This window comes from Nocardia vinacea (genome assembly GCF_035920345.1).
Taxonomy (GTDB): domain Bacteria; phylum Actinomycetota; class Actinomycetes; order Mycobacteriales; family Mycobacteriaceae; genus Nocardia; species Nocardia vinacea_A.
On the sequence record NZ_CP109149.1, the window covers coordinates 2,092,460 to 2,116,254 of the forward strand.

The window sequence follows — 23,795 nt, forward strand, 5'->3', positions numbered from 1 at the left end:
GCGATCGAACGTAGAGTCCCGATATCCAATGGCACGCTCTTCGGTAGCCTGTTCGATGAATTCGAACGGAGGCCACGAATTCGAATGCCCGCCGAATTCAGTATTGCCCTGCTGCCAACCGAATACGTGTAAGCGGACATCGCACTACCCGATCGGCTACGGAGCAATGTCGTCTCCGAAGACCGTCGACGAAACGGTGCGGGATGACGCCGCTCTCGAGTCGGCGCGGCACAGGGCCGTGACGATCACCGCTTTGCTCGACGAGATGGAAACACCGATGGCTGCTCGACCCGTTGATCTCACCTCCCACAAAGTCAGGCGAGTGCACCCGCTCGCCCGTGCGGCAGCAGAGGCCCGCAACCATCGTCAGCGATATCAGCTGGTAGTGGTCGCGCCGGGAATTGCCGAGGTCGTCCGATACGCCGGCGGCTGGCTCTTCGATCGGGTCATGGCCGGATGGGATGTCACGGCGATGATCGCAGATCACACGGATACCCGCCCGCTCGACATTCTCGGTGTGCAGGTGGTCGGCCTCGACGAGGCATTGAGCTCACGGGTGCGAAGCCCACTGCCGCAGACCATCGCCATCGATGCCGGGCTATATGCCGCGGATGCCCGGGTGCGGGACGGGATGCTCGATGTCTTCGATCACATGCTGATCGATCAAGTGATCCTCTGGGGTGATGAGTGTCCCACCGAGATCGACCGTCGGGTCGACTCGGTACAGCACCGGCTCAGCGTGGCCGCGCGGGCGTTCAAGCTGCGTGCCCTCTCGGCCATCGTCGCCGCGGTAGATACGGCCGAGCCGACCGAGCGATTTCGCGGCTGCGCCCTCTATCCGGGAGGTGGCGGTTTCGGAGATCTCGTTCCGGCCGTACGGTAGCCGGACTGCTGGAACCAGCCGCCGGGTGCCGAGAAGGACGCACCATGCGGTGGCGAATCCGATATCGCTCAGCGGAACTCGCCCATCAGGGCAAGCGTGGTCTCGGCCGCCGTGAGCACCGGGCCCTTCGGCGCATCGGCTCGCACGGCGAGATCGGTTACCAGGCCGACGTCCTTGCGCAACAGGTCGGCGGCATAGATTGCCAGTTGCTGAAGGCTTCCCCCCAGCGGCGCGATTGTGCTCAGCGCAACGCTGTTTCCGCTGCCATGGGCGATGACCTCACCGAGTCGCATGGTGTCGACACCGAGTTCGCGTCCGAGGTCGAACGTCGTGGCGGCGGTCGCGAGGTTCGCCGTGAACAACAGGTTGTTGAGCAGCTTGGCGACCTGTCCGGCGCCCAGTTCACCAAGATGGACGACATGCCCAGCGTAGGTGTCGAACACCGGCCGGCACCGCTCGACCACCTCGGTCTCGCCGCCGGCCATTACCAGCAATCTGCGCTCGGCGGCGGCCTGTCCGCCGCCACTCACGGGTGCATCTACCACCGAAACTCCCTGGGCTGCAGCCTTTTTCGCCAACTCGCGACAAGTGTCGGGATGCACTGTGCTGTGTACCGCGAGTACGCCGCCACTCGCCAGTCCGGCCAGGACCCCATCCGCGCCGTCGACCACCTCGACGACATCAGCGTCGCCGACCACACACACGCACACCAGATCGCTGGCCGCGGCGAGCGCGGCGGGAGAAGCCGCCACCGTCGCGCCGGTGTCCGCGAACGCCGCCAACGTCTCTGGTCTGCGCGCCCACAGTGTGGTCTGGTAGCCCGCCTCGATGATGCGGCGTGCCATGGGTCCGCCCTGGCTGCCCAGTCCGATAAAGCCTATGCGCATAGTCAGTCCTTCAGGTGAATTCGAGATACTCACGTCGATGGCCTCCGGTAGATCCACGCGCCAGCGGGGTGGCAACGCACCGTCGAGCCGGATACCCCGGCCGTTGACGAACGGGTTGCGGACGATCGTCTCGACCAGCAGCGCGAATTCCGTTGGTCTTCGGCTTACTTCAGCAGCATGCCGGCGTCGACCGGCAGGGCGACACCGGTAATGAACCTGGCCTCGTCGGAGACCAGGAACAGTGCCGCGTTGGCGATGTCTTCGGCATCGACCCAGGGTGTGGGCAGCACGTGCATGGTCTGCGATGCCGGAGCGAAGTCCTCCTTGGTCGGGTTCTCCAGGTCGGGCCGAAACATCCGGAAAGTCTCGTCATTGAGCAGCAGCGGTGTGCTGACCTGGGTCGGGCAGATCGCATTGACGCGAATACTCTTGTCACCCAGCTCTATTGCCAGCGTTCGCATCACGCCGATGACGCCATGCTTGGCGGCAATGTAATGTCCGATGTTCGGGTGCGCGCGCAGACCACCGCTGGAGCTGGTGATCACGATGGAACCGCCGCGACCCCCCGCGACGAGATGCGGGATGCCTGCCTTTGCAGTGAGCCAGACCCCGGTCAGGTTGACGTCGATCATGTCGCGCCAGACCTTCTCGCTCATGCGGTCGAGCCGCTTGCCTTCGCTGCCCAGGCCGGCGTTCGCCACCACGATATCGAGCCGTCCGAACCGCGCGACGCCCTCGTCGACAACCGCTTTCATCGCGTCGTAGTCGCGCACATCCACCTCGGCGGCGATGATTCGTCGGCCGAGCGCCTGCACCTGGTCGACCGTCTCGGCCAGATCCGCCGGCGTCGACATCGGAATGATGACGCCATCGAGCTGCTTGCAGACATCGACGCAGATGATGTCGGCGCCCTCTTGGGCGAGGCGCACGGCGTGGGCACGACCCTGCCCACGAGCGGCACCGGTAATGAAGGCGACCTTGCCCTCAACTCTTCCAGCCATCTGTCTCACCTTTCACGGTGGCGTCGCCGAAGCAACAGCACAATGTTCAGCACCAGCAGCAATGCCACCGCCGGCGGACCGAAACGCTTCAAGCGGCCCATGCCGGCTGCTTCGAGCAGGTCGATGGGTTCGGCCGCTACGCGCGGCGCGGTAGCCGACGCCGTCACCCTGGTGCCGAACGCATTGCCGTCGTCTTCCGAATTCGACTTCAGTGCAACGACTTCCGGCGAATCCCGGTCCTTGGTGGCGGTGATCTCCTCGGCCAGGTTCGCGGCGAACCGGCCGATGAGCGTGCCGGCCACCTCGGCCAGGGTGCCGCGACCGAACTGCGCGGGCTTGCCGGTGATAGCAAGGTTGGTCTCCACGACAACGTCGGTAGCACCATCGGATTCCGCGAGTCGACAGGTGATGACAGCGTGCGCGGTGCCATTGCCACGAGCTTCTCGTCCGCCGCCCTCGAGCACGGCGACCTTGGTTGTCTCGTCGGTCGACCGGAATTTGATAACGCCGGTATAGGTCAAACCGACGGGACCGAGTTTGACTTTGATCTTGCCGGTGTAGCCGCCGTCGTCCTTCCCCGTGAGCGTGGCCCCGGGCACACAGGGCGCGATCCGCTCGATGTCGAGCAGCACGTTCCACGCGTCCGACACCGGGACGGGAATACTGAAGGTGTTCTCGAGCTTCATGCGGGGTCCTTCACAATGCTGCTCTTTTCCGCCGCCGCCCGGACGGCCTTGACGATCCCCTGGTATCCCGTGCAGCGGCACAGGTTTCCGGATATGGCCGCGCGAATCTCCTGGTCCGTGGGATGCGGATTGTCGCGCAGAAATGCGGTCGCGGTGACGACGAAACCCGGTGTGCAGAAACCACATTGCAGGCCATGGTGCTCCCGTAACGCGGCTTGTACGGGCGACAGCTCACCGTCGGCCGCGGCCATCCCCTCCACGGTTGTGATCTCGGCGCCGTCGGCCTGTACAGCGAAAACCAGGCAGGCCCGCACCGCGTCCCCATCCAGCAGTACCGTGCAGGCCCCGCAAACCCCATGCTCGCAGCCGAGATGGGTGCCGGTCAGCCCGCAGTCGATCCGCAGGAAATCGGCGAGGGTACGCCGGGGTGGCACGACCTTACGCCGCGCAATCCCATTGACCCGCACTTGAATTTCGACATCAGTCATCACTAGCCTCCTGCACCGCACGTCGCCACGCCCGCGCCACCATGGCCGCACCGACGCGGCGGCGATAGTCAGCTGATCCATGCAGATCGGATGGCACCGAAGTCAGCCCCGACACTGCGGTATGTCCTACATCCCTGGGGTCCACCTCGCTTGTGGCACGACCGATCAGCTCGACTTCGGCTGTACTCGCTCGTACCGCCGTCGGTCCGAGTCCGAACAATCCGATGGCGCACCGGTCGATGCGCGAATCCGCATCCAGGCGCACCGCGACCGTGGCGCCCGCGATAGCGAAATCGCCGCTGCGACGGGCGAATTCCTCGATCGCAAAGCCGCACCGCCCCTGCCGCACCGGAAACACGATGCCGGTCAGCAGTTCGTCTTCGGCGAGCTCGGTGCTCCACATCCCAGTGAAGAATTCGGCTACGGCGATTGTCCGCCGTCCGCGCGGTGACAGCACTTCGAGCTCCGCATCGAGTGTCAGCGCCACCGCCGGATATTCGGCCGCCGCATCGGCATGGGCGATTGATCCACCGATGGTGCCACGGTTGCGGATCTGGAAATGGCCGATCAGCGGGGTAGCGCGCGACAATAGTGGGACGGATCCGCGGACTTCCGGGGACTTGCCGACTGCGGAATGCGTTGTCCCGGCACCGATCCACACTGAGTCATCGCGACTGTCGATGCCGCGCAATCCCTCCAGGCGGCGCAAGTCGACGAGGTGGTCGAAGACCGCGAGGCGAAGGATGAGCATCGGCATCAGGCTCTGCCCACCGGCGATCGCCTTGGCTCCGTCGCCGAGTTCGGCCAAGAGTTCGACCGCCTCCTGCGCAGTGGCCGGGGCGTGGTACTCGAATGCTGCCGGCTTCACGCTGTCACCGCCCGGGCATCGGCCGCGTCGATCAGCGCGAGGATCGCAGCGGGAGTCAGCGGCAGCCGGGAGATTTCCACGCCGAACGGGGCCAGCGCATCGGCGACTGCGTTGACCACGGCCGGCGAGGAACCGATCGCGCCGCCCTCCCCGACCCCCTTGTAGCCGCCGGGCCCCGGTCCCGGTGTTTCGATGTGACCGAGCTCGATGACGGGCACCTCCGTGGCCGTCGGAATCAAGTAATCCATGAAAGTGGTGGCGACAGGGTTTCCACTCTCGTCGTAGGCGAGATTCTCGTAGAGCGCGCCACCGATGCCCTGCACCGTGCCGCCGTAGATCTGGCCCTCCACCACGCTGGGGTTGATCATGGGGCCGCAGTCTTCGCTGACGATGTAGCGCAACAGTGTGACCTCGCCGGTCTCGATGTCGACCTCGCATGTGCACAGGTGGGTCGCGTTGGCCCAGATCATCGGGCTCTGTGCGCGATAGCGCCCGCTACATTCCAATCCCGCAGGAACGCCCGGCGGCAGCGCCTCCGGCTGAAAGTAGGCAATTGCGGAGATCTCGGGCAACGACAATTCGGCATCGGGCGCCCCGCGCCCCGTGGCCCGCCCGTGCGTGAACTCCACCTCGTCGACCGCCACACCCAAGCGATGGGCTGCGATGGCCAGAATTCGTTCCCGCAGTACCGATGCTGTCTCGGCGATCGCCCCTGCCACCATCGAACCGGAACGGCTGCCGCCGGTGCCGGCGCCGAACGGTGTCACAGCCGTATCGCCCTGGATGGTGTGGACATCGGCGATGTCCACACCGAGCGCGTCGGCGGTCAGCTGAATCGCGGTGGTCTCCAGGCTGTTTCCCGAGGATCCACCGGCGAGATATACGTTGACCTTGCCCGAGGGCTCGATGCGGATCGTCGCGCCTTCGGTGCCGTGGTACGGGGTCGACGCTGCGGTCGGCTCCAGATATGTACAGGTGCCGACGCCGAGGAAGCGGCCCTGCGCGCGAGCCAGTTCCTGCTCACGGCGGAAGGCCGGATAATCGAGCATCCCGAGCGCCTGCTCGAACGTCTCCAGCGGCGTGACATCGCTGTACCGCATGCCGCTCGGGTTGAGTAGCGGCAAGTCCTCGCGGCGCAACATGTTTCGGCGGCGCAACTCGGCCGGGTCGATGCCCAGTCGCCGTGCAGCGGTGTCGAGCAACACCTCCCGCGCCATCGATTCGAACTGCCACGGTCCGCGATACGCCACTCGCCCGACAGTATTGGAGTACAGCATCTTCATTGTGAATGTCGCCGCGGGCACCCGATACGGCCCGGGGAACAGCATCCCGACAACTGCTGCGGCCGTCATCGGCGACGGCACCGGATACGCCCCGACGTTCTGCACGTAGTCGAGAGAGGCGGCCAGAATCGTGCCGTCCCGGTCGAAGGCCACGCGGGCCTCGCCATGGTCCTGGCGTGCCAGCCCCGCTGAGATCAGGTGTTCCTGCCGGTCCTCGATCCACTTCAGCGCGACCGGTACCTTCGTCGCCGCCAGCATGACACAGATGTCCTCGCGCTGGACCACCACCTTCTGCCCGAAGCCACCTCCGGTGTCGCGCACTATGACTCGCACCCGATGCTCGTCGACACCGAGCAGCCGGGCGCAGAAGCCGCGCACCTCGTGCGGCGCCTGGGTCGAGGTCCAGATCGTCATCTCACCGGCCGATGCCGACCACTCCGCGACCACGCCGCGGGTCTCCATCGGCACTGGTGTATAGGCCTGCTGAAAGATGGTTTGCCGCACCACATTCGGTGCGGCATCGAACAGCGGCGCCACCTCTTCGGCCGGCCGACCGGCCAGCTGTCCCGCGATGTTCCGCGGAAAACGGGCGTGCACGAGGGCCTGCGAACCTTCCGCCGTCGTGTAATCGACCACGGCAGGCAGTGGCTCGTAGTCGACCACGACCAACTCCGCCGCGTCTTCGGCTAGATATCGGTCGGCGGCGACAACCAGTGCGACCGGATCCCCGACGAACCGGACCTCGTCCTCGGCCAGCGGCGGCCAATTCGACGCAGGCAGGTGCGGCCCATCGATCCGGTACGACTGATCGTGCACGCCGAGATTGAGGTCCGCGGCCAGAAAGACAGCGTAAACCCCGTCGAGCGCAACAGCTTCCGTGGTATCGATTCCGGTGATCCGGGCGCGGGGCAGCGGACTGCGCACAAAGCAGGCATGCAGCATCCCCGGCCGCGACACATCATCGACGAATGATCCGGCGCCCGTGAGCAGCCTCAAATCCTCGATCCGGCGGACGCGTGTACCGGCATAGGTATCGGCCCTCGTTTGTGCGGTACTCACCGCTCCCCCTTTTCCTCGGTATGCCGTGCGATCGACCAACGCCTAGGTGCTCGCCTACCCCGGTACTTCGGTTCGTGCATGTGGCCTCCATGTACACCGGATGGCATCGCGCGACATCGGCGCATACCGCTTTTCCTCAGCTCTAGCCCCGCCTCCAGATGGACGGCGTTGCGCTGCTCGATCGAATCGAGCGACCCGGATCCGTCATCCGCGACGGTCCTGTCGGCGCGGCTCCCGAGATCGATATCGTGCTGTCCAACTGTCTAGCATCGGACTCGAAGGCCTGTCAATAGAGGTGTATGTCGGATATGAGAATGATATTCTCGCCCTGGTACGGCTCGAGAGGATGATCATGCGCGAATTGTCGGCACAGCTGCTGCGATGGCATGCGCAGCGCGCCTCGTATGCCGTAGCCACGGTTGTCGACGTAACCGGAAGCGCGCCACGGCTGCCCGGCGCGACTATAGCCGTGAACGACGCCGGCGCCGTCATCGGCAGCATCTCGGGCGGCTGCGTGGAAGCGGCCGTCTACGACCTCTGCCGTCAGGTACTGCGGTCGGGTACGCCGGCGTGGGAGACGTTCGGCTACAGCGATTCCGACGCCTTCGCGGTCGGGCTCACCTGTGGTGGCGAGGTCGCGGTCCTCGTCCATCGAGTCACCGCCCAGGAGTATCCGGCCATCGAAGCTGTCGTGCGAGCCGAGCATCCGATATCTCTGGTTCGCGATCTGAGAACGGGCGAGATCAGCGCCGTCGGACTACGAGAAACTGCCGGCACGAAGTTCGAACCGACGGTGGTGCAGCAGGCTTTGGGCATGCTCGACGCCGACTCATCCGGCGTCCGGGTAATCGGATGCGAGGATGCCCAACGCGCGGTATTCATCGAGTCCTTTGGCTCGCAACCACGCCTGATCGTTTGCGGGGCAACCGATTTCAGCGCCGCACTGTGCCGAGTCGGGCGATTGCTTGGTTACCGGGTCACCATTTGCGATGCGCGATCGGTGTTCACTACGCAGGCGCGGTTCCCCGACGCCGACGAGGTGGTCGTGGACTGGCCGCATCGGTATCTAGGCCGCACCCCGGTTGATTCGCGCACAGCGGTGTGCGTGCTGACACACGATCCGAAGTTCGATATTCCGGTCCTACAGCTGGCATTGCGGCTACCGATCGGATACGTCGGTGCGATGGGCTCACGTCGCGCCGATGCAGATCGTCGGTCACGTTTGCGGGCAGCAGGTCTCACCGAGTCCGAGCTGCGTCGTCTGCACTCACCGATCGGCTTGGAACTGGGCGGACGGACTCCCGAGGAGATCGCGGTGGCGATCGCCGCAGAGATCGTCGCCGTGCGGCGCGGTGGGTCGACCCGGCCGTTGTCCGCGACGAACCGGCCTATTCACGCCGTGTCGGATGCGCAGCCGTCGTCGGCCTAATCGGAAGCGTCAATCTGATCCGCGGCGACTGCCGGTGGCTCCAAGATGTCAAGGTAGTGTTCGACCAGAGCGAACATCTCGTCATGGCCCATGCTGAAACCGAAGTTGGCTTCCGTCGCCATCAGTCGCGGCAGGCCCGAGAGCAGCATCGACAGCGTCACTGGGGTGATCTGCTCGGGGGCGATCCGCCGCTCCCGCAGGATGAATGTGAAAGCGGTGACCTGAATTTCCCGGTACCGCCGAGCATAAGCCATCAGCTCGGTACGAATCGCCTTGCGATGGTTGGCCAGCGCGATGAACTCCTGCATCAGCGCGTTGCCGCGCGGATCCCGGGACAGCTCCCACAGGGCATGCAGCGGCCGGTCCGAGGTCAGCGCTTGCATTTGGCGTTCGAAGTTGGCCTCGGTTCCTCCACTGAAGACCGCGAGGAACAAATCCTCCATGGTCGGGAAGTAGTAGTGCACCAACGCCGGCTTGACACCCGCCTCGGCGGCCACCCGACGGGTCGTCGCGGCCGCGTAACCCTCCTCGGTCATGACCCGGGCAGTAGCGTCCAGAAGAGTGCGCCGCGTCGCCGAGTCCTTCGCGCCTCGCCTGCGGGTGGACATGACCGCGAGGCTATCACTGGGCAGTCGGACAGCAGCGGGTGGATCACGCGGTCAGCGCGCCGCTCGCACCTGATCGGTCATCCCCGGCGGCAAAATGATCGGTGAGGACGCGGGCCGCCTCGGCGATGGCTGGGCGCAGGCGATCCGCCGGGTAGTCAGGCCCGAACAGCATGCGCCGCAACTGTGGCAGAGCCAGACTCCAGTCGACCATGGCGAGAATCAGAAAGACCAGCGTCCGGGGATCACGTTCCTCTGAACCCATCGCAACCTGGGCGGCCCGGACCTTGTCCGCATAGTGTTCGGTGCGCGCCGGTTCGTCGGGAACGAGACCATCCCCTATTTCGAGCGCCTCCCACATCACCAAACGCAGTGCACGCGGGTGCGCCTGGTGGTAGTCGAACAACCGGGCAGCGTAGTTGCCCAGGTCAGACTCATCGAGCGGTACCGCTCGAGCCAGTTCCACCATCGACCGTTCCAGGACTACCGCGAACAATGCCTTCTTGTCGCCGAAGTAGTCGTAGATCGCACGCTTGTTGGCCTTGGAATTGGCCGCGATGCGATCCACTCGCGCGCCGGCGATGCCATATTCGGCGAACTCTGTCGTCGCCGCAGCGAGAATCCTTTCCTTGGTCGCCGCAGAGTCATATGCCACACAACCATCGTAACGAAACAGTTCGTTCATAGCGTCGGCCCACGCAGGCTCGATTGCTGGCAGGCGCGTTCGCACCATTCGGCGGCGGCCACGTCGAGCTGGCGTGCGGCGGGTACGCCCGCCGCGATCACATTCCGGCCCTGCCTACCCGATGGGTCCACTCAGGGAACTCACTGCAACACGACGCTGGGATTGCCGTCGGTCCAGGTGTTCGACAACAGCCGCGACGCGATCCGCCAGCCGGACTCCGTGCGACGCAGCAGATCCCGGTAGCGACCGGCCGCGAGGAAACGTTCACCGCCGCGCATGTGCTGGGCCAGGTAGTAGCAGCTGTGGGCGGCCTCGTCTCCGGCGATCGTCACGACGTGGTTGGTGACGAAATGTTGTGTCGCATCGAGCCTTTCGATCCCCGGCCGAACCCGTGCGAGGATCTCGGCGGGGCCGGTGCACCGCTGGTCGGCCGCCGAATAATCCCAGACGGCGTCTGGCGTGAACAGGCTCTCGAACAGCGGCCAGTCGCGATTGTCGAGGGCGGTGGAATAGGCGGTCACTGTGTCGACGACCGCAATCCGGTCGGCGAGCAGGTCTGTCGCGGTGGTCATCTGTGTGCCTCATCAGTAATGGGGATAGGGATGTCGCGACCTCGACTCAGCTCGCTTCGATCGCATGTTCAGGGCAGGCCTGTACAGCGGATTCGACCGCCTCGCTGAACTCGTCCGGTATGTCGGACATCTGGACCTGGGCATAGCCGTCGTCGTTGAGGACGAACACCTGCGGGCAAAGACCGACGCAGACGCCGTGACCACGGCAACGATCCGAGTCGACGAAGACCTTCATCTGGCACTTCCCTTCACTAGATCGAACAACTCAACTCAACTCGGCCGTGCCAGGGCGAAGGTCGGCACGCCGCGTCGTCGCTCCCATATGCGCTGCGGCTCTCAATGTCTGCGGGCTTCGCCGTCCACACAGGACGGCCACTTCCGAAATCTGAGAGAATGCTACTCTCGGTAGTAGAATACGATATTCTCGCATGAGAAGAACGTCAACCGGGATAGCTGTCGTCGCTCCGAGTCCTCCTCAGAAAGACCATCCACTGTGACCGTCGATCCGGCCTACGAGCGGGCGCCGTTCCACTCGACCCCACCCGTGATTTCCTCCGCCGCACCATGCCGAGCGATGTGCCTCGCGAAACCAGCGACACCGCAACCGGATCCGACCGTGAGCGGTGGCGTCGCCGGGCGGAGCTGGGCCGGCCGGACATGCTGGTCCCCGAAACCCTCGGTGGCGGCTCGGTTTCGGGTCGACCGCTAACAGAATTGGCGCTGGTCGCCGAGGAATTCGGCCGCGCCTGCGCACCCGGGCCGCCCGCACCGAGGATGGCCCGGTGCAGCTGCTCATGCCGGCAGACGCGACGGGCGTGACGAGAACACCACCGACCTACTGACTGGGAGCGCCGCATGACCACCGAACTCGAATCCGTCGACAGCTTCCGAGACCGCGCCCGCCGCTGGTTGAAGGAGTACCTGCCGCGCACCACGGACTCCTCGCTCGGCCTCTTCGACGAAGCGGTGTGGGCCCGTCACCGCACCCTGCAGCGAATTCTCTTCGACGGCGACTTCGCAGGCATTTGCTTCCCGAAAGAGTTTGGCGGGCAGGGTCTCACACGCGCCCATCAGCAGGCGTTCACCGAGGAGTCGCTGGGCTACGAGATGCCGCTGGCGCTGAATGTTCCGACCCTGGCCATCTGCGCGGCGACCCTGCTGGAGCTGGGCACGGAGGTGCAGAAACGCACCCACATTCCGGCGGTGCTGCGCGGAGAAGAACTCCTCGTGCAGTTCCTGTCCGAACCTCGGGGCGGATCCGATCTTGCTGGTTTGACCACACGGGCCGACCGCGACGGTGAAGAGTGGATTCTCAACGGCACCAAGATCTGGAGCTCGGGTGCCTACGCCGCCGACTACGGACTGTGCCTGGCACGCACGAATTGGGAGGTACCCAAGCACAACGGGCTCACGCTGTTCCTTGTGCCCACCACAGCTCCTGGTCTGACGATCCGGCGGATCAAGCAGGTCACCGGATCGACCGAGTTCTGCGAAGAATTCTTCGACGATGTCCGACTGCCCGCCGACGCGGTAATCGGCGAAGTCGGCGCAGGCTGGGCAGCCACTTCCCGACTGCTACAGCACGAACGTGCGGCGGTGGGCGGCACCTCCCCCTACATCAGTGGTGAACAGCCCCACCTCGGGGGCGAAGCCAACGCACTCATCGACCTGGCCCGCACCACCGGATGCCTCGACGACGTCCGCGTGCGGGAGGACATCGGCGCGGCGCGAACGATGAGCCTCGTCCGCAATCAACTGATCGCACACATCTCCACTGCGGTCGCTGCGGGCACGCTGCCCCCGGCCGCGGGCTCGATCGTCCGCCTGTTCAGCGCCGAAACCACTTGGCTGCAAACAGATTCCGCGTTGCGGATCGCAGGCTCTGCGGGGGTGATCGGCGAGCCGGACGCTCCCGGCAACGGGCAGACAGGCTTACATTATCTGTTTCGCAACGCCGCGAGCCTGGGCGGCGGCAGCACCGAAATGGCCCGCAACATCATCAGTGAACGCGTACTGGGCATGCCCCGCGAATACGCCGCCGACCGAGACATCCCGTTCAATCAGGTCCCCCGTGGCCACTGAGATTTACGCGATCAACCTCTTCGCAGCTTGGCTTGCCGAGTGTCTTTCGGTGGGCCCGCGTTGACGACAGCGCGTCGGTGGTAGGTGCGTCCGATGCAGCCGACGATCGCCAAGCGCAGATCTTTGCGGGTGGGCCAGCGACGGCGGTCGAGCACGTTGCGTTGCATGGATAATTCAGTCGCTCAGCAGGATTCGTTGCGGACAAGACCAGGTTTTGCTCGTCCGAACATTTGGCGTTTGATCATCTTGAAAGTCACGTGGAACCTGCCTGGGCGATGATGTCGAGCAGGTTTTGGGGCACGCTTTCGGTGAAGGATTCTATCTCGCCGTATCCGAGGTTGGTGGCCCGACAGGGAAACGGCCGGTCGGCTGTGATTTTCGCGCTGACCGGCCGTTTTCATGCAATATCGTCGCCGGTTTCGCCGGTCCCAGCCTGCGGATGCAGTATGTGGCGGTTGCGCGTACTGCATCCGCAGTACGCGCAACAGCCTCCACTCGCACGATGCCGATTACAGAGCCGTCGAACGACCATGGCGACATGGCGAAATTCCTGTACCGGCTCGGTCGGTTCGCGTTCGAGAAGCGGCGACTGGTTGTGCTGCTCTGGCTGGGAGTTATGGCGGCGTTGGTGGCCGGGGCAGCCAATGCGCCGACGGCCCCGACAGATACGTTCTCGATCCCGGGCACTGAATCCCAGCAGGCGTTCGACTTGCTCGGCGAACGCTTCCCCGGCACCAAATCCGATGGCGCACAAGCACGAATCGTGTTCGTAGCACCCGACGGCCAGCAAATCAGTTCCGAACAGAACAAGGCGGCGGTCGAGCAGATCGTCGCGGACGTCGCGCGCGGTGCGCAGGTGAAGGGCGTACTCGACCCGTTCCAGACCGGTGCGGTCAGTAAGAACGGCACCACCGCCTACGCGACCGTGAGCTACGGCGTGACCAGCGACAGCCTCACCGACGCCAGCAAGACCGCGCTCACCGACGCGGTCGATACCGGAAAGGCCGCCGGGGTCACCGTGGAGATCGGCGGGTCCGCGCTGCAGGCCAAGCCGGAAATGGGTGGCGCCACCGAGGCCATCGGCATCGCCATCGCGGCCGTGGTACTGATGGTCACCTTCGGTGCGTTCGCGGCCGCCGGTCTGCCATTGCTGACCGCGCTGGTCGGGATCGGCGTCGGTATCGCCGCGATCGTGGCGATCGGCATGTCGACCACGACAACGACTCTCGCGATGATGCTCGGGCTCGCGGTCGGTATCGATTACGCGCTGTTCATCGTGTCCCGGTACCGGACCGAACGCGCCGAGGGGTACAGCGCCGAGGAAGCGGCGGGCCGGGCCGTCGGCACGGCGGGATCCGCAGTGGTTTTCGCGGGACTCACTGTGGTCATCGCGCTGGCCGGACTGGCCGTCGTCGGTATCCCCGTCCTCACCAAGATGGGTCTGGCCGCTGCGGGCACCGTCGCCGTCGCCGTGACGATCGCGCTGACGCTGCTGCCCGCGCTACTCGGATTCTTCCAGCGGGCGGTTATGCCGCGAGCGTTCCGCAAGGCACAGGGCAATGATGCGCAGCCATCGGTTGACGGAAATGCACTGGTGCCCAACCCGATTCAAGCGACGAAACCCAATATGGGTACTCGCTGGGCCACATTCGTCGTGCGCCGCCCGGTGGCAGTACTGCTGATCGGCCTCGTCGGTTTGGGTGTACTGGCCTTGCCGGTGCGGAGCCTCGAACTGGGTATGCCCGGCGACGAATCGCAGTCGACCTCGACAACTCAGCGCCGCGCCTACGACGCGCTGGCCGAGGGGTTCGGGCCCGGCTTCAACGGGCCGCTCACCGTGGCCGTGGATGTCAAGGGCGTCAGTGACCCGAAGGCCGCGGTGGAGCAGGCGAGCAGGACTCTGGCGGCGACCGAGGGCGTCGTCTCGGTAGCGCCCGCGATGTTCAACCAAGCAGGTGACGCTGCCATACTCACCGTGGTGCCCGCTACTGGTCCGTCGTCCACCGAGACCAAAGATCTCGTGCACGCACTGCGTGGTGAGGCAGGCGAGCTCGAAGCAGCCACCGGTGCGACCATGCTGGTCACCGGCGCGACCGCGATGAATATCGACGTCTCGCAGAAGTTGGCCGACGCACTGTTGCCCTATCTCGCGGTGGTGGTCGGGCTGGCGATCCTGTTGCTGATGGTCGTGTTCCGTTCGATCGCGGTCCCGATCAAGGCAGCACTCGGCTTCCTGCTCTCGGTGGGTGCGGCCTTCGGTGTGATCGTCGCGGTGTTCCAGTGGGGCTGGCTCGCCGATCTCATCGGAGTCCAGCAGACCGGACCCGTGATGAGCATGATGCCGATCTTCCTGATCGGCGTGGTGTTCGGACTCGCGATGGACTACGAGGTCTTCCTCGTCACCCGGATGCGTGAGGCCTTCGCCCACGGGGAGAGCGCGCTCGACGCTATTGTCACCGGATTCCGGCACAGCGGCCGGGTGGTGGTGGCCGCCGCGGCCATCATGATCGCGGTGTTCGCCGGGTTCATCGGCGGCGGCGAACCGATGATCAAGATGATGGGCCTCGGCCTGGCGGCGGCGGTCTTCTTCGACGCCTTCATCGTCCGGATGACCCTGGTCCCGGCCGTGCTCGCACTGCTCGGCGACAAGGCCTGGTGGCTACCACAGTGGCTGGCGAAGATCCTGCCGAACGTGGACGTGGAGGGCGAGAGCCTCAACCGTATCGAGGCCGTCGAACCGGTCCGGGAACTCGAATCCGCCCGCGCCTGAATGGAAACGCACTGGTAGGCCGTCCCGAGTGGGCGGCCTACCGGTCACTTCGGGACCTGCCGATTAGGGTTCTCGACAAGGAGGAACGCACATGACCGCCGAATGGTCGCAATGGCCGCGTCGGCACCGCCGCGCCGTCGATGTGGTCATCGCGATTCTGCTGTGCGCTCTTGCCACATACGCGAGCCGGTTGGCCGATACAGGCCACGAAGGTCCGGTTGTGGTCCGTCCGGCGTCGCTCGCGGTGTTCGGATTGTCGGCGATGGCCTCGTTCACGCTGCTGTGGCGGCGGCGGTTTCCGTGTGCGGTGCTGGTCGTCACCACCGCCTGCGGTATCGCGATCGGCGCCTTGGGTTTCGAGGTCTCGATCTTCAGTGCGGGTGCGGCCTTCGTCGCGGCGTACTCGCTCGGGCTGTGGTCCCCGTATCTGCGCACAGCCAAGATCACCCCGCTGATCTCGGGCGCCGCGTTGTTGATCACCTCCCTCGTCCACAATTTCACGCCGGTGCTGACCGGCGGGCGCATCTCGCTGATCGCCGGGGTCCTGGTGGCGGGCGCGTTCGCCGAAGCCGGACGCAACAGACGCAACTACCTAGCGGCCCTGCATGCGCGGGCGGAACTGGCCGAACGCACCCGCGAGGAGGAGGCTCGCCAGCGAGTCGGCGAGGAGCGGCTCCGGATCGCGCGTGAACTGCACGATATCGTCGCCCACCACATGGCCTTGGCACACGCCCAAGCCTCCACCGCCGCATACCTTTTGCGCAGCCAACCCGACCAGGCGCAAGAGATGCTCGACCAACTGGCCGGAACCACCTCCGCGGCACTGCGGGAACTCAAAGCCACCGTGGGACTGCTGCGCGAAGACGATTCCGACGCCCCACTGGAACCCACCCCCGGCCTGGCTCAACTGTCCGAACTGCTCACCTCTTTCGAGCGAACCGGCCTCACCCTGTCACTGTCGATCACCGGAGTGCCGCGTCCGCTCTCACCCGGCGCGGACCTGACCGCGTACCGGATCATCCAGGAGGCGCTCACCAATGTCACCAAGCACGCGGGCACCGCGGCGGCGACGGTGCGGCTCGTCTACTCCCAGTTGCTACTGACGATCAGTGTGGCCGACGACGGCGGCAGGGTATCCGGACATGCTCGCGGCGAACAGGGTTCGGCGAGCCAAGGCTACGGCCTGATCGGCATGAACGAACGAGCCGTCTCCGTCGGCGGCCACCTGCACGCCGGGCGCAGGCCGGACGGCGGCTTCGAAGTCACCACCGAACTTCCGCTCGAGCGACCGGAAGCCCCTGACCACGAGGACAAGACATCATGACCATCCAGGTACTGCTGGCCGACGATCAAGCCCTGCTGGCCGGTACCTTCCAGCTCCTGATCGATTCGGCCGAGGACATGGAGGTAGTCGGCATCGCTGGAAACGGCCGTGAGGCAGTCGAACTGGCCCGAGCGGCCAAACCCGACGTGGTGGTCATGGACATCCGCATGCCCGGCGTCGACGGCCTGACCGCGACCCAGGAGATCTGTGCCGACCCTGCCCTGCGCGAGACCCGCGTACTGATCCTCACCACCTTCGAACTCGACGAGTATGTGGCCCAAGCCCTTCGCGCCGGAGCCAGCGGATTCCTCGGCAAAGACGTAGGTCCCGAAGAACTCCTGCGATCCATCCGGGCCGTCGCCGCGGGTGACGCCCTGCTCTCCCCAACCGCGACCCGCACCCTGATCGCCCGCTACCTCGCCCGCCCCGAAAGCCACATCAGCGCAGCCGAATCCCTCGAGGTCCTCACCGCTCGTGAACGCGAAGTCGTCACCATGGTCGCCCAAGGCCTGTCCAATGAGGAGATCGCCGAGAAGATGTATGTCAGCCCACTGACTGTCCGCACCCACGTCCAGCGCGCCATGTCGAAACTGGGCGTCCAGAACCGCGCCCAACTCGTGGTAATCGCCTTCCAGTCGGGGCTGGTACGCGTCGATCCGCCACAGCACGACGGCACCCGCCACCTGGGATCGACCCAGTAACCCAGTGCACGCATCTGATCGACGAATAGACAGAGTCGCTGCAAGGCAAGCACTTGACGGGGGATGTACTCCGCGATCGTGAAACCCACCATAACTGCGGCGCCGCTGATGGCACCGACCAGCTGGCGTGCCGTCCACTTCCGCGTACCGAATGCTCAATCTGCTTGTCGCCGAGGGATTCCTGGTCCGTGTCCCTGATCTGTCCGGCTTCGCATTGGGCCGTAGAACCGCCGAATTGTCCTGGGCGGCCGCGGCCGCCGACCCGACCGAAGACACTTCACAAGATCGTCGTAGCGCTGCGGGCCGCCCAGGTTCGGCTCGGACTGTACGTCGCCTCCTTCGCCGGCGCCGGGCTGCGATTCGTCGATCAGGATCCTGACCACGAGATCGTCGGTGACCCCAAGCCATCCAGTGCGGCGCCACCGCCGACTGGGGCGAAGCGTCGCGACAGGCTTCGAGCATGCTGGCTGACCTCGGTCGTGCCTAGGTTTGAGTGCTTGCATTCGCGATTTCCCAGGCGGTGGGGGTTTGCGCAGCGTAGCGGCGTGCTTCGTTCATGAGAGCGCGCGCGGGTGGTGTGAGGCGGCTTTGCCAGCCATTGTGGCGTGCCTCCACGGTGGTCAACTGGCCGTCCAACCGGCCGGGACCGTTCCACGCTTCGAAGATTTCGGTCGTTGTCATATCCACTTTCCAGTCATCGGCACGAGCGGTCGGGCCGCGGGGCGGTCAGCGTCGCAGCGCGCCGCTGGCGTCGAATTGGGCTGTCCGGCCTTGCATCTGGGCGCGATACCAGTTCTCGCGATGCCACAGCATGAGCTTTTCGTGCACCCCCGCGAACGGTGGGACCAGGCGTCGGGTCCGTAGTCCGGCTTCGGCGATGGAGTTTCGGAGATAGGTATGCCGGACACCGGTCAGCTCGCTCTGCTCGGCGCGCAGTCGAGGACCTGTCCTGCATCTAGGATGTTCATGTAGGTCGGGCTGGCAAATTGTTTGTGCTTCAGGCTGATTGAGAGTTGTGCGCCGAGGACGCGCCCTCACCGTGGGTGCTGCGCATCGTGCGGCGCGCGAGGGTGGAGCGCCCGGGACGAGCGATGCAGCTGTCTCGTATGGAAAGGGGTGCCGTGGAACCCCACGAAGATGAGACGTTGCGCGGGTTGACCGAGGTGGTGCTGGGCGAACTGGCTGCGGGCAGGGTGCGGCGTGGCGGGCCGTTGCCTGCTGGTGGTCCGGCGGCGGTGAAGGTTTGTGTGACCGGTCGGGTCGGTTCGGTGCTGCCGCAGGTTGGGATCGGCGCGGAGGTCGCGCTGCGGGAGCTGACGCGTGCGTTGGTGCTCGGGTCGGCAGACTCGGCCGAGGCGTGGTGTGTCGGGCACTTGCATTGCGCAGCGTTGCCGGTGGCTGTCGCGGCCGATCTTGCCGCGTCCGCGCTGAACCCTTCGATGGATTCGTGGGACCAGGCTCCGGCGGCGTCGGTGATCGAGGCCGAGGTGGTGGCGGCGTTGGCCGCGCTGATCTACCCCGAGGCGGTGGCACCGGATGCGGTGATCACCAGCGGGGCAACGGAATCCAATCTGGTGGCGGTCCTGCTGGCCCGGGAGACTGCGCGCGCATCCGGGGGGTCCGCGGTGCAAGTGGTGTGCGGTGACAACGCGCATCACAGCGTGGCGCGGGCGGCCTGGCTGCTGGGCTTGCCCAAGCCGATCACGGTCGATTGTCCGACGGGGGTGCTGGCACCCGCCGAGGTGGGGCGGGCCCTCCGCGGGCATCGGCGGTGGCCGGTGTTGGTGGTGGCGACCGCCGGTTCCACCGATGCGGGATTGATCGACCCGCTGTCCGAACTGGCGGATGTGGTTGCCGCGCACGGTGCTTGGCTACACGTGGATGCCGCCTACGGTGGACCGCTGTTGTTCAGCGACGAACTGCGGTCGCGGCTGGCCGGTGTCGGCGCGGCGGATTCGGTGGCTTTTGATCTGCACAAGTTTGGTTGGCAGCCGGTGGCCGCGGGTGTGCTCGCCGTCCGCGATGCCGCTGTGTTGGCCGGGCTGGCGCATCACACCGAGTATCTCAACGCCGACGATGACCTCGCGGCGGGGCTGCCCGACCTGCTGGGCCGATCCATCCGTACCTCCCGGCGTCCCGACGCATTCAAGATCGCGGTGACCATGCGGGCGTTGGGCAAGGCGGGCCTGGCTGGATTGGTCGAGCATTGCGTGTGTGCGGCGGAGAAGTTCGCGCAGATCGTCGACACGCATCCGCGGATGCGGCGCCGCCCGGGCGCGGTGGGCATCAGCACTGTCCTGTTCCGGCCGGTCGCCGCCGACGAGTTGGGCTTCGAGGAGGGTGACGCGCTCGTTTCGCGGGTACGCCGGGAACTGCTTGCCGAGGGGCGCGCGGTGCTCGGTCGCGCCCGCGTCGCCGACAGCGACGGCCGTATCAAGCTGTGGCTCAAGGCAACTTTGCTGCATCCACAAACCAGCGGCGACGATCTCGCACCGCTGTTGGACCTCGTCGCCGACCTCGCCGGTTGAGGGGCGGATATGCTGACCCCCGGCAACGACCGCACGGCACTGTGGACCTCCGCCGAGCGTTACCTCGGTGCCGGCACCCGCAACTACAGCCGCTACAGCGCCGAGATGCCGGTGTCGGCCGACTACCACCCCCAGGGCAGCGCCCCCGGATTTCAACTCCCGACATTCTGGGTCGACTCCGAACACGGTGAATACCGCCGCACCTCGGCCTCGTCACCGCTGCATGACATCTACTCCCGCAACGACCGCTTGCTGCTCCCGGTCCATCCCGACACATTGGCGTTACCGCACCTGCCGGGCCGTGACCAACTCCTCACCATGGCTGCTGGACCGGTACTCGACGTGATGCCGCTGGCGAACGCCCGCACCGTCCTCGTGCTCGGCGCCGACGGCGTCCCCACCGCACCGCATTTTCTGAAACTGCACTTCCCACAACGGATCTCCCGCTTCCACCGGACCATGAACGCACCCGACCTCGGCCACGAGCTGTGGACCACGACGCAGCTGCACACTGCGGGCCTGCCCGTTCTCCGCGACCTCGGCGGCGGCCTGTTCGGCAGAGACCCCGACACTGCCTGGGGCTACCTCGTCCGGGATTCACTCGTCCGCGACGGGCACGATTTCGACTACACAGTGCCGCTATTCGCCTTGTACGGCAACGATATTCGGTCACCCGACCGCCAGCCGTTGCTGCACCGTTTGGTGACTCGGGCCGGTGTCGAACCCGCGGCATTCCTGGCCGAGCACATCATCGAGCCGATGATCGCGTTCTGGGTACGGGCCGTGTTCTCCACCGGCTGCCTGCCCGAATTGCACGGCCAGAACACGCTACTCAGCTTCACCCGCGACGGTCGCCACAGCCGAATCGCCTACCGCGACGGAGGGATCTACACCCTCGCCCCGCTACGCCACAGGTTCGGGCATTCCGCCGACCTGCCCCCGATGGACGTCGTGCCACGCGATGTCGCGGTCGACTGCGCCCACCTGATGAGCCTGGTCTACGACAGCTTCATGGGCCACCACGCCCTCACACGCTTGAACACATTGGCCACCGACCTGTTCGGCTTCGATCCCGACCGGCTGCCATCGCTCGCACGCAAAACATTCGCAGACAACGACGGAACCCAACTCGCCCTTCCCCGCACCGTGTACTACTACGACGGCACCTGCCCACCCGACCAAGGCTGGCGCCTCGCCGACACCGGACAAACACCGACCTGGCGATAACACTCGGCACACACCCGCTCCCCGGCGCGACCTAATCCGCTATTCGGCATAAAAAGACGTTTAGTGCGTCGGTTTCCTGGACGTGGGGAACGTCCTCCTGATGCGCTTGTCGGGCTTGGTGTCCTATCGCAAAGAGCAGGAGGACGTTGCATGAGTAACGGTAGCGGTGTGTCCCGGGGTGATCGCAACCGCAACATGCGTATGAGCGGGCTGCGGGCGTTGGTGCCGCCCGAGAACGCGATCGTCGGGATTGATCTGGCCGACCGCAAACAGATGGTCGTGGTCTGTGACCATGACTCGAAAGTGCTGGCCCGCAAGACGTTCCGTTGCCGTGCCTGGGATATGGGTGCTGCTTTGGACTGGGCCGGCGCCCGTGCCGGGGCCGCGGGATTCACCGGGGCGACGGTGGCGTGTGAGCCGACCGGACATCGGTGGCGAGTGCTGGGACAGCTGGCCGCCGACCGGAACATGTTGTTCGTGTGTGTGCAGCCAGCGATGACCGCTTGGTCGCGTCGTGCTGAGGATCTCACCACCGACAAAACCGACGACAAAGACGCGGTGCTGATCGCGCGGTTGACCGCGCAATTGCGCTGCTATGCACCTGAGCCGGTCGATGAAACCTGGGGTCGGCTGCGGCATCTGGGTGCCCGTCGCGAACGACTGCTGGTCGAGCTGGTAGCGCAAGTCCAGCAGATCCGGGCCCTGCTCGAATGCGTGTGGCCGACCGCGCTCGAAGCCGCCCAGCAGCCGTTCAAATCCCGGACCTGGATGGCAGCACTGCGAGTGATCTGCGGCCGCGACGGCGCCGACTTCGCCCGCACCCGCCGGTTGGGCCGAGACCGGCTCGAACGCCTCGTCCGCGGCGAGGTCACCCGCGCGGGCGCGAAGCGACCGTGCTTTCGGATCACCAGCAAACTCTTTGCGGCACTGGATGATCCGGCCGGAGTGCTCGCCCACCGGCGCGGTGCGCTGGAACGAGTGCACCTGCTGCTCGAAGACTGGGCAGACACTAAGCGACGCCTGACCGACACCGAAACCCGCATGGTTAGCGTGCTCGACGAGCTCCGGCTCACCGAGCTGGTCACCTCGATCGTCGGACTGTCCGCAGTGGGGGCCGCAGCGATCCTGGCCGAAACCGGCGACCCCGCACGGTTTCGGACCGCGCGAGCGGTAGTCAAACACGCCGGTCTTGCACCCCGGGAGAAGAAATCCGGGAGCTTCACCGGCCGCGCCCGGCTCACCGGAGCCGGGCGCCCAGGACTGCGGCTGGCTGCCTGGCGAGGCGTGTGGGGCACCCAACGCGCCAACCCCGTCTATGCCGCCCGCTACCGGCATCTGACCACCCGAGAGACGAACCCGCTCACTCCCACCCAGGCTCAGGCCGTGATCGCCGCGGCGATCCTGCGCCAACTCCACGCCGTGGTCACCACCAGACAACCCTGGAACCCGCACATCGCCACCCACGGCACCACCACAACCGAGGCCGCCATGATCTCGACCGCCGCCTGAACAGGCGGATCGTCGAGCGGTCGGTCGGGGCGAGCCCCACGCGGCATCGAGACACCTGGTGATCTCGCCGGAAATCATGGGCAGCCCCGACCTGTCGTCACACAACCCGATTACACGCTGCCGGGATCAACCCCATTACCGCTATGCCGGGACGACGACAGACCACAGGGCACCGACCGGACCGCTTGACACAAAACGACTTACGCTGATTTCAGTGCATTGTGGGAGGCTGAACCGTTGGCCAGCGTTGTTCGCGAGCCGCAGCCGCAAGACGCAATATTGTGGTTCGCGCGAGCCACCGCTCGAGGTCGGCGGTCCCCGGAGCCGTGCTGGACCCTGGGCCGGTGGTGGCTGCCGTTCCGCACGCAACCGCGGCGGCGAGGCATTTCGCCGGCGGCCAGCCGGCGAGCAGACCATGAACGAAACCGACGTTGAAGCAGTCACCGGCTCCGGTGGTATCCAGAGCCGAAACCTCTGGTGCGGCAACGTCATAACGTTCTCCGTCGTGTGCCGCGGTGGCTCCGGCGCTGCCGAGTTTGATCACCACGGTCGGCACAAGTTCGTTCAGCCGCGATATCGCATCGTCCATGGTCGGCGCCCTGGTCAGCCGCAGTGCTTCCTCGGCGTTGGGCGCGAAGATATCGGTGGAAGCCAGCGCGGCTCGCACTCCGCGGGTGTCGACATCGACGGCGACGTCTTGGCAGTCCATCACTACGGTGGTGCCGAGGTGGCGGGCGAGCTCCAGCGCGTGCACGGTGTCGGCGTCGTAGCGTAGTTGCGGCACCATCAGGACACGTGGTCGGTATTGCCGCAGCAGCGACGATAGCGGTTGCGGGGAGCTCGGGTCCTGGAAACTGACCATCGCACGGTCCTCGGGCGTGGACAGGGCTACGGTCAGGCTGCGCAGCGGGGTCGGCTGATGTCGGAAGGCGCTCTCGTCCACTCCTTCTGCGCGTGCCGCGTGCAGGACATGGGTGCTGAAGGGATCGGTGCCGAAGTCGGTCGCCCACACAACATCGTGCCCGAGCCGATGCGCGGCCATAGCCAGGGTGTAGGCGCCATCGGGCATCATTGTGAACCCATCGGCGAAGACCTCTCGGCCAGGTCGGACGGGCGCGGGTAGCCCGTGGAAGATCAGATCCACAAAATAGGCGCCCACCACGAGAATTTCCCGCCCACCCGGCTCGTCTGTGCCCATCCGATGAGCG

The 23,795-nt window shown here is 65.7% G+C and carries 22 protein-coding genes and 1 pseudogene; 11 read left to right on the plus strand and 12 right to left on the minus strand.

The window, feature by feature from the left end; genetic code table 11:
• The first annotated feature begins 166 nt into the window (after positions 1-166).
• Complete coding sequence (locus tag OIE68_RS09955; protein WP_327099087.1) at positions 167-883, plus strand: hypothetical protein; 717 nt, start codon at positions 167-169, stop codon at positions 881-883.
• 68 nt (positions 884-951) lie between these two features.
• On the opposite strand, the gene OIE68_RS09960 is transcribed toward OIE68_RS09955, so the two are convergent.
• The 6 genes from OIE68_RS09960 to OIE68_RS09985 form a co-directional block, all read right to left on the minus strand.
• Positions 952-1,770: an NAD(P)-dependent oxidoreductase gene (locus OIE68_RS09960; RefSeq protein ID WP_327099088.1), complete on the minus strand. Its 819-nt coding sequence runs from the start codon at positions 1,768-1,770 to the stop codon at positions 952-954.
• A 164-nt stretch (positions 1,771-1,934) separates the two neighbouring features.
• The gene (locus tag OIE68_RS09965; protein ID WP_327099089.1) at positions 1,935-2,771 is read right to left on the minus strand and encodes a mycofactocin-coupled SDR family oxidoreductase; all 837 of its coding nucleotides are present in this window, start codon (positions 2,769-2,771) and stop codon (positions 1,935-1,937) included.
• A 5-nt stretch (positions 2,772-2,776) separates the two neighbouring features.
• Positions 2,777-3,457, minus strand: a complete 681-nt coding sequence (locus OIE68_RS09970) for an SRPBCC family protein (RefSeq protein WP_327099090.1) — start codon at positions 3,455-3,457, stop codon at positions 2,777-2,779.
• Positions 3,454-3,945, minus strand: a complete 492-nt coding sequence (locus OIE68_RS09975) for a (2Fe-2S)-binding protein (protein ID WP_327099091.1) — start codon at positions 3,943-3,945, stop codon at positions 3,454-3,456. The genes OIE68_RS09970 and OIE68_RS09975 overlap by 4 nt, the downstream gene beginning before the upstream one ends.
• Positions 3,938-4,813, minus strand: a complete 876-nt coding sequence (locus OIE68_RS09980; RefSeq protein ID WP_327099092.1) for a xanthine dehydrogenase family protein subunit M — start codon at positions 4,811-4,813, stop codon at positions 3,938-3,940. The genes OIE68_RS09975 and OIE68_RS09980 overlap by 8 nt, the downstream gene beginning before the upstream one ends.
• Positions 4,810-7,155, minus strand: coding sequence for a xanthine dehydrogenase family protein molybdopterin-binding subunit (locus tag OIE68_RS09985; RefSeq protein ID WP_327099093.1), 2,346 nt, complete (start codon positions 7,153-7,155; stop codon positions 4,810-4,812). The genes OIE68_RS09980 and OIE68_RS09985 overlap by 4 nt, the downstream gene beginning before the upstream one ends.
• Before the next feature lie 352 nt (positions 7,156-7,507).
• Between OIE68_RS09985 and OIE68_RS09990 the strand changes: the two genes are divergently transcribed.
• Positions 7,508-8,584, plus strand: coding sequence for an XdhC family protein (locus OIE68_RS09990; protein WP_327099094.1), 1,077 nt, complete (start codon positions 7,508-7,510; stop codon positions 8,582-8,584).
• Here OIE68_RS09990 and OIE68_RS09995 read toward each other — a convergent pair.
• The 4 genes from OIE68_RS09995 to OIE68_RS10010 all read right to left on the minus strand — a co-directional run bounded on the left by OIE68_RS09995 (position 8,581) and on the right by OIE68_RS10010 (position 10,681).
• Positions 8,581-9,192, minus strand: a complete 612-nt coding sequence (locus OIE68_RS09995) for a TetR/AcrR family transcriptional regulator (RefSeq protein ID WP_327099095.1) — start codon at positions 9,190-9,192, stop codon at positions 8,581-8,583. The two genes, OIE68_RS09990 and OIE68_RS09995, sit on opposite strands and share 4 nt — an antisense overlap.
• 43 nt (positions 9,193-9,235) lie before the next feature.
• The gene (locus OIE68_RS10000; protein ID WP_327099096.1) at positions 9,236-9,844 is read right to left on the minus strand and encodes a TetR family transcriptional regulator; all 609 of its coding nucleotides are present in this window, start codon (positions 9,842-9,844) and stop codon (positions 9,236-9,238) included.
• Positions 9,845-10,014: 170 nt separating this feature from the next.
• Positions 10,015-10,446 (minus strand): nuclear transport factor 2 family protein, encoded by a 432-nt coding sequence (locus tag OIE68_RS10005; protein ID WP_040699592.1) that lies wholly within the window; start codon positions 10,444-10,446, stop codon positions 10,015-10,017.
• A 46-nt stretch (positions 10,447-10,492) separates the two neighbouring features.
• Positions 10,493-10,681, minus strand: a complete 189-nt coding sequence (locus OIE68_RS10010; RefSeq protein WP_327099097.1) for a ferredoxin — start codon at positions 10,679-10,681, stop codon at positions 10,493-10,495.
• A gap of 251 nt (positions 10,682-10,932) precedes the next feature.
• Here OIE68_RS10010 and OIE68_RS10015 point away from each other — a divergent pair, with 251 nt between their 5' ends.
• The 6 genes and pseudogenes from OIE68_RS10015 to OIE68_RS10040 all read left to right on the plus strand — a co-directional run.
• Positions 10,933-11,265, plus strand: a complete 333-nt coding sequence (locus tag OIE68_RS10015) for an acyl-CoA dehydrogenase family protein (RefSeq protein WP_327101628.1) — start codon at positions 10,933-10,935, stop codon at positions 11,263-11,265.
• 36 nt (positions 11,266-11,301) lie between these two features.
• On the plus strand, positions 11,302-12,528 hold the full coding sequence (locus OIE68_RS10020; protein WP_327099098.1) for an acyl-CoA dehydrogenase family protein: 1,227 nt from the start codon (positions 11,302-11,304) through the stop codon (positions 12,526-12,528).
• 538 nt (positions 12,529-13,066) lie between these two features.
• Entirely contained in the window at positions 13,067-15,298 is a 2,232-nt protein-coding gene (locus OIE68_RS10025) for an MMPL family transporter (protein ID WP_419150760.1), read from the plus strand.
• Positions 15,299-15,389: 91 nt separating this feature from the next.
• Complete coding sequence (locus OIE68_RS10030) at positions 15,390-16,622, plus strand: sensor histidine kinase (RefSeq protein WP_327099100.1); 1,233 nt, start codon at positions 15,390-15,392, stop codon at positions 16,620-16,622.
• Positions 16,619-17,323: a response regulator transcription factor gene (locus tag OIE68_RS10035; protein ID WP_327099101.1), complete on the plus strand. Its 705-nt coding sequence runs from the start codon at positions 16,619-16,621 to the stop codon at positions 17,321-17,323. The genes OIE68_RS10030 and OIE68_RS10035 overlap by 4 nt, the downstream gene beginning before the upstream one ends.
• Positions 17,324-17,444: 121 nt before the next feature.
• Positions 17,445-17,715 (plus strand): annotated as a pseudogene (locus OIE68_RS10040) (IclR family transcriptional regulator); the annotation flags it as partial.
• 91 nt (positions 17,716-17,806) lie between these two features.
• Here the strand turns inward: OIE68_RS10040 and OIE68_RS10045 are convergent.
• Positions 17,807-18,004, minus strand: a complete 198-nt coding sequence (locus OIE68_RS10045; RefSeq protein WP_327099102.1) for a hypothetical protein — start codon at positions 18,002-18,004, stop codon at positions 17,807-17,809.
• A gap of 440 nt (positions 18,005-18,444) precedes the next feature.
• Between OIE68_RS10045 and OIE68_RS10050 the strand changes: the two genes are divergently transcribed.
• The 3 genes from OIE68_RS10050 (at position 18,445) to OIE68_RS10060 (ending at position 22,587) form a co-directional block, all read left to right on the plus strand.
• Entirely contained in the window at positions 18,445-19,851 is a 1,407-nt protein-coding gene (locus OIE68_RS10050; RefSeq protein WP_327099103.1) for a pyridoxal phosphate-dependent decarboxylase family protein, read from the plus strand.
• Positions 19,852-19,860: 9 nt separating this feature from the next.
• Positions 19,861-21,078 (plus strand): hypothetical protein, encoded by a 1,218-nt coding sequence (locus OIE68_RS10055; protein ID WP_327099104.1) that lies wholly within the window; start codon positions 19,861-19,863, stop codon positions 21,076-21,078.
• Between the two features lie 150 nt (positions 21,079-21,228).
• Positions 21,229-22,587 carry an IS110 family transposase gene (locus OIE68_RS10060; RefSeq protein ID WP_327099105.1) on the plus strand — a complete coding sequence of 453 codons (1,359 nt, stop codon included), beginning with the start codon at positions 21,229-21,231 and terminating at the stop codon, positions 22,585-22,587.
• A gap of 211 nt (positions 22,588-22,798) precedes the next feature.
• Here the strand turns inward: OIE68_RS10060 and OIE68_RS10065 are convergent, their stop codons facing one another.
• A complete protein-coding gene (locus tag OIE68_RS10065; protein ID WP_327099106.1) occupies positions 22,799-23,785 on the minus strand; it encodes a carbohydrate kinase family protein in 987 nt (328 codons plus the stop codon).
• Positions 23,786-23,795: the final 10 nt, after the last annotated feature.

Excerpts from the sequence above, each read along its gene's own strand:
- OIE68_RS10065 (WP_327099106.1), bottom strand. The coding sequence starts at position 23,785 with ATGGGCACAGACGAGCCGGGTGGGCGGGAAATTCTCGTGGTGGGCGCC.
- OIE68_RS10035 (WP_327099101.1), top strand. The coding sequence starts at position 16,619 with ATGACCATCCAGGTACTGCTGGCCGACGATCAAGCCCTGCTGGCCGGT.
- OIE68_RS10020 (WP_327099098.1), top strand. The coding sequence starts at position 11,302 with ATGACCACCGAACTCGAATCCGTCGACAGCTTCCGAGACCGCGCCCGC.
- OIE68_RS10055 (WP_327099104.1), top strand. The coding sequence starts at position 19,861 with ATGCTGACCCCCGGCAACGACCGCACGGCACTGTGGACCTCCGCCGAG.
- OIE68_RS09995 (WP_327099095.1), bottom strand. The coding sequence starts at position 9,192 with ATGTCCACCCGCAGGCGAGGCGCGAAGGACTCGGCGACGCGGCGCACT.
- OIE68_RS09965 (WP_327099089.1), bottom strand. The coding sequence starts at position 2,771 with ATGGCTGGAAGAGTTGAGGGCAAGGTCGCCTTCATTACCGGTGCCGCT.
- OIE68_RS09955 (WP_327099087.1), top strand. The coding sequence starts at position 167 with ATGTCGTCTCCGAAGACCGTCGACGAAACGGTGCGGGATGACGCCGCT.
- OIE68_RS09960 (WP_327099088.1), bottom strand. The coding sequence starts at position 1,770 with ATGCGCATAGGCTTTATCGGACTGGGCAGCCAGGGCGGACCCATGGCA.
- OIE68_RS10005 (WP_040699592.1), bottom strand. The coding sequence starts at position 10,446 with ATGACCACCGCGACAGACCTGCTCGCCGACCGGATTGCGGTCGTCGAC.
- OIE68_RS10045 (WP_327099102.1), bottom strand. The coding sequence starts at position 18,004 with ATGACAACGACCGAAATCTTCGAAGCGTGGAACGGTCCCGGCCGGTTG.
- OIE68_RS10030 (WP_327099100.1), top strand. The coding sequence starts at position 15,390 with ATGACCGCCGAATGGTCGCAATGGCCGCGTCGGCACCGCCGCGCCGTC.
- OIE68_RS09990 (WP_327099094.1), top strand. The coding sequence starts at position 7,508 with ATGCGCGAATTGTCGGCACAGCTGCTGCGATGGCATGCGCAGCGCGCC.
- OIE68_RS09970 (WP_327099090.1), bottom strand. The coding sequence starts at position 3,457 with ATGAAGCTCGAGAACACCTTCAGTATTCCCGTCCCGGTGTCGGACGCG.
- OIE68_RS10010 (WP_327099097.1), bottom strand. The coding sequence starts at position 10,681 with ATGAAGGTCTTCGTCGACTCGGATCGTTGCCGTGGTCACGGCGTCTGC.
- OIE68_RS10025 (WP_419150760.1), top strand. The coding sequence starts at position 13,067 with ATGGCGAAATTCCTGTACCGGCTCGGTCGGTTCGCGTTCGAGAAGCGG.
- OIE68_RS10060 (WP_327099105.1), top strand. The coding sequence starts at position 21,229 with ATGAGTAACGGTAGCGGTGTGTCCCGGGGTGATCGCAACCGCAACATG.
- OIE68_RS09975 (WP_327099091.1), bottom strand. The coding sequence starts at position 3,945 with ATGACTGATGTCGAAATTCAAGTGCGGGTCAATGGGATTGCGCGGCGT.